The organism is Nostoc mirabile CHAB5784, from assembly GCF_020829645.1.
GTDB classification, from domain to species: Bacteria; Cyanobacteriota; Cyanobacteriia; order Cyanobacteriales; family Nostocaceae; genus Nostoc; species Nostoc mirabile.
Genome location: NZ_JAIVFS010000242.1, coordinates 1 through 4,000, shown reverse-complemented (window position 1 = coordinate 4,000; position 4,000 = coordinate 1). Strand labels below are relative to the sequence as shown.

The 4,000-nt window shown below is 41.4% G+C and carries 4 protein-coding genes and 2 pseudogenes; all 6 read left to right on the top strand.

The features are described 5' to 3' along the window. The first annotated feature begins 779 nt into the window (after nt 1–779). The 6 genes and pseudogenes from LC653_RS44975 (at nt 780) to LC653_RS47760 (ending at nt 3,999) form a co-directional block, all read left to right on the top strand. Nucleotides 780–1,217 carry a DUF6918 family protein gene (locus LC653_RS44975; protein ID WP_229501706.1) on the top strand — a complete coding sequence of 146 codons (438 nt, stop codon included), beginning with the start codon at nt 780–782 and terminating at the stop codon, nt 1,215–1,217. Nucleotides 1,218–1,473: 256 nt separating this feature from the next. Next, nucleotides 1,474–1,752 (top strand): hypothetical protein, encoded by a 279-nt coding sequence (locus LC653_RS44970; protein WP_229501705.1) that lies wholly within the window; start codon nt 1,474–1,476, stop codon nt 1,750–1,752. A gap of 48 nt (nt 1,753–1,800) precedes the next feature. After that, on the top strand, nt 1,801–2,715 hold the full coding sequence (locus LC653_RS44965; RefSeq protein WP_229501704.1) for a M23 family metallopeptidase: 915 nt from the start codon (nt 1,801–1,803) through the stop codon (nt 2,713–2,715). Nucleotides 2,716–3,217: 502 nt separating this feature from the next. After that, nucleotides 3,218–3,427 (top strand): annotated as a pseudogene (locus tag LC653_RS44960) (IS982 family transposase); the annotation flags it as partial. A gap of 159 nt (nt 3,428–3,586) precedes the next feature. Further along, nucleotides 3,587–3,847: pseudogene (locus LC653_RS47765) on the top strand (SMI1/KNR4 family protein); the annotation flags it as partial. A 20-nt stretch (nt 3,848–3,867) separates the two neighbouring features. Continuing rightward, nucleotides 3,868–3,999: a reverse transcriptase N-terminal domain-containing protein gene (locus LC653_RS47760; RefSeq protein ID WP_372478313.1), complete on the top strand. Its 132-nt coding sequence runs from the start codon at nt 3,868–3,870 to the stop codon at nt 3,997–3,999. Nucleotide 4,000: the final 1 nt, after the last annotated feature.

The following is a 4,000-nucleotide window of genomic DNA, read 5'->3' as shown; positions in this document are numbered from 1 at the left end:
TAACTCCACCACGTAAAGAAGCATCTGTTGCTGTTTAATACCTTAGATTATTCATACTTTTGCTAAGTCTCTGATTAACTCAGCCCTGCTGGGTCATTTTGTATAGCTTAGTCTAAACTCCAGTTTGAACTCCACTCCCTTGCTCTCCTTAGCTTTTTAAAAATTCCCAAGCCGCAATTTTGGGCGATCGCCAACACTAAGCCTTAATAATCCTTATATTAATAAAAAGCTACTACCTCACTAACGAGTCTTGAACTTTTCCCTAATTTATGTTTGTCAATACCTTCATCAGACGTCCAGTCCTGACGACGGTCTGCACGTTCATTATTTTGCTGCTGGCCTGCAACAACAATAGGACTTACGCAAAAGTACACGCGCTCAGGGGCAATTCATGAATTGCCCCTACGTGAAATAAGGGTTTCGGCTATTGTTTGCGTTGGCTCAGGCTATATTTTCTCGGAAGCGATCGGGTGGCTCAAAACCTCCAGATTCTCCAAATGGAGCTTCGGGATCTGAACATAGAGTTTTGCCTACTGCCTCAAGTCAGCCAGAGACATAGCTAAGGTCTCAGCAAGATGGGATAACCTAACTTTTGCCGTTAAGTCTCTCTACAAGAACGCGAACCCAAGAATAAAAAGCACCCGTTATCAGCAAAGACTTAAGAAGTGAAAATGTGATGTCCATAACATCCTCTAACTCTGATACGATTTTCTGTAATTTCCTGCTTGCTAAAAAAATTAGTCGAATAGAAATTAACTACTTAGATAAGGAAAAGTGAAATGGGACTGAGTGAGGGACTTTTGAACCCGACCAAAAAGGCTATGGTCATAGATGACTGTTGCAACATGATTGAAGGACAGCTTGCATCCAAGTCAGGCATGAGTGGCATCGCTTTAAAAACTGCCTTCGCCGCCCTGAAGGGAGTTAAGCCAGGGTATATCCCCTACGTGGTTGAGCAGATTTTACCGCAGTGCTTCACAGCACTTGATCCCATCTGGAGTGAAGGCGTACAGAAAGGCGATCCAATTGAATACCTGAATGCGAATCGCTCTCAGACGGCAGACGCGCTACTCGGTGTCACCGATGCTAGAGTCAAGAACGCCAAGCGCCAAATCGTGCGAGGAACCTATGAAAAATTTCGCGGTTCAGCCAAAAAGCACGTAGAAGAAGCAGTGCCAGACTTAGCCAAAGTAATCGAGAATTACACTAAGTCCTGAGCTAGAAGGGAAGAATCAGATTGAAGAATTCAGAATTCAGCAATCTTTTAGTGGGGGATTCAGACCCGCGACTAATTAAAGACCAGGAAATCGTAGATTTAGTGGGGATCTTAAACCCACTTCTTCAGACGCTCTCTACGAGAGGCTGGGCGTAGCTTGCTTCCCCGTAGGGGTACGTAGACTCGCTATCGGCCAGTCATACAACATTTATGCTGAATTCTGACTCCTGACTCCTGAATTCTGTTTCGATAAACGTATGCCACCGTTCGATGCGTCGGTGGCTGGCATACGGAGAAAAGATTACACTTGTAGTCCCAACGTGTTGGGCGAGGGACTTGGAGATGCCATATCTGCTAAATTTCCTGATATTTTCCGAGTCAGCTTGAAACAGCAAATAATCAGAAACTATCTGAATTATTTAGGACTTACGCAAGAGTTACGGAATAACGAACCACAGAGGCGCAGAGAAGCCAGTGCGCCCTTGCGGTTCCCCGACTTGAAGCAACTGGCGCGACACGGAGAAATAAGAGTTTGAGAGATATTTTGCGTAAGTCCTATTATTGTTTGAATAAACTTTTAATTTATGAAAAAAGTTACCGTTTATCGATACTGCACTTATGGACTAATTGGGTTAATATCTTTAACCACCGTATTAAGTACAACTACACCTGCCTTAACACAGTTAGCAGACTATTCCCCCATTGGGCAAACTCTTATCCCTGCTTCTAACTTAATCTGGCCGACTCAAGGGTTTATTTCTCAAGGCTTTCGCAAATATCAACATGAAGGAATTGATATTGCAGGGGCATCTGGAACTCCTATTATTGCTGCTGCATCTGGTACAGTCATCAAAGCAGGTTGGGATGATTGGGGATTAGGCAATGCTATAACTATTAAACATCTTGACGGCAGCATCACTGTTTATGGTCACAATCGCCGTTTGTTGGTGAGCAAGGGTCAACAGGTCATTCAAGGTCAAATTATTGCTGAAATGGGATCTACAGGCAATAGTACAGCGCCTCATCTGCACTTTGAAGTTCATCCAAATGGTCGAATAGCAGTTGATCCCCTTCGTCTGTTAACATCCTTAACTGCAAGTGTTGCTTCTGCTGCTAAAGTTCAACAAATGGATAACCTGAAGCACCCAGTCTCGACACCCCCAGTAGCAAAGCAAGTTTCACCTTCCCAGCCAATTCCAATAGGTTTTGCATCTGTTAGCACTGATACTAAATGCAATGGAGTTACCATGATTGAGGGTGAGACTGCAAGTATTCGTGTAAAAGTTTGTGAAGAAAATGGTCAGTTGTTTTATATTGGGCAGTTGAAACAAGACCCAACCAAGCCTATAAAAATAGCAGCTTTAAATATTGGCAAAGGCAGATATCGAGCAGATAATGGTAGCTTTTATTATTTAGTTAGCCCTGAAAAAGTAGAAGTTTGGCGAAATGGCACTCAGATGCGTTCTGACAGATTTTATAATTTAACAAAATCGCCCTAAAGTTACCATCCAATATTTGACTGTATTGCAAGCGATCGCTTGAGTTGCTCAATTTGCTAAGTCAGTCCAAAATTATCTGTATATTGCTGTAGCGATGATCAATTATGATGCGATCGCAGGAGTTCATCTGTTAACTTTCGTTTCCATCCTTAACAGGGATTTTATTTGAGCGAGTCGGGTTTCAATCCCTAATAGGGATTTTAGTTGATTGTAAGTAGTTGTAGCTCTGTTTCACCAGATGATTTAGTTAAGTTTCAATCCCTAATAGGGATTTTAGTTGATTGTGAAATGGAGTAGCTATTGACTCACCACTAGTAGCAAAGGTTTCAATCCCTAATAGGGATTTTAGTTGATTGTGAGGTGAGGCTTATAAGAGTGTTCTAGCTTGTATATATAATGTTTCAATCCCTAATAACCCAAGTTGCTAGTTATGTTGTTGAGCGATCGCATGGGGTAATTTAAGCAATAAAATCTCCTCCAGAGAGAAAAGTAGAAGGGGAATATGCTTAATAAAATAATTACCATCTATGCTATCACCGACGATTTGTTAAAAGCGCTAGGATATGATGAAGATTGTCGGCGTCAGGTGAGCGACCCAGAAATTATCACAACGGCAATAATTGCAGCGATATTCTTTTATGGGAATCATAGCAAGGCTTGTAGCTATATGAAAGACCATAATTTGATCCCAGAAATGTTAGAAAAATCACGTTTACTTTTGATTGAGTCAAAGTCGTGGTTGCGCGTAGCGTAACCACGACTTTGAAGTGCGTGTTTGCATTCAGTAGTAAATTTGTATTTGGTAACTCGCAACTTAGGTTATTATTTAACAAGTTTTACCAAAAATTTCACCTCAATTGTTTCTTTAAATATGAACAAATACTTTATCGACTTCGACCTAAGTAATTTCTGGTCAGATAACGAATACACCAAAAACTATCAATCTGCACCAGTTACCTACGATTTAATTGAAGTAGTTGAAAAAGAGCTTGGCTTCAGACTACCCCAGTCTTATATTGAACTAATGAAGAAAAGAAACGGAGGTATACCCAATAAAACTTTCTTTCCGACAACTGAGGAAACTACTTGGGGAGATAGAATCGAAATAGAAGGAATTTTTGGGATTGGTGTTGACAGTTCAGCTTTTGCTCTGTGCGGAATTGGCGCAAAGTCGAAAAATACGTCTTTAAGTTGCAAAAACGCATCTACGCCGCTTCGCGTTGTGGTGATATCAAGCGAGTCCGTAAACAAAGCGCGAATTTTAATGAGGTCTTGGTCGAATAGG

Excerpts from the sequence above, each read along its gene's own strand:
- LC653_RS44975 (WP_229501706.1), top strand. The coding sequence starts at position 780 with ATGGGACTGAGTGAGGGACTTTTGAACCCGACCAAAAAGGCTATGGTC.
- LC653_RS44970 (WP_229501705.1), top strand. The coding sequence starts at position 1,474 with ATGCCACCGTTCGATGCGTCGGTGGCTGGCATACGGAGAAAAGATTAC.
- LC653_RS44965 (WP_229501704.1), top strand. The coding sequence starts at position 1,801 with ATGAAAAAAGTTACCGTTTATCGATACTGCACTTATGGACTAATTGGG.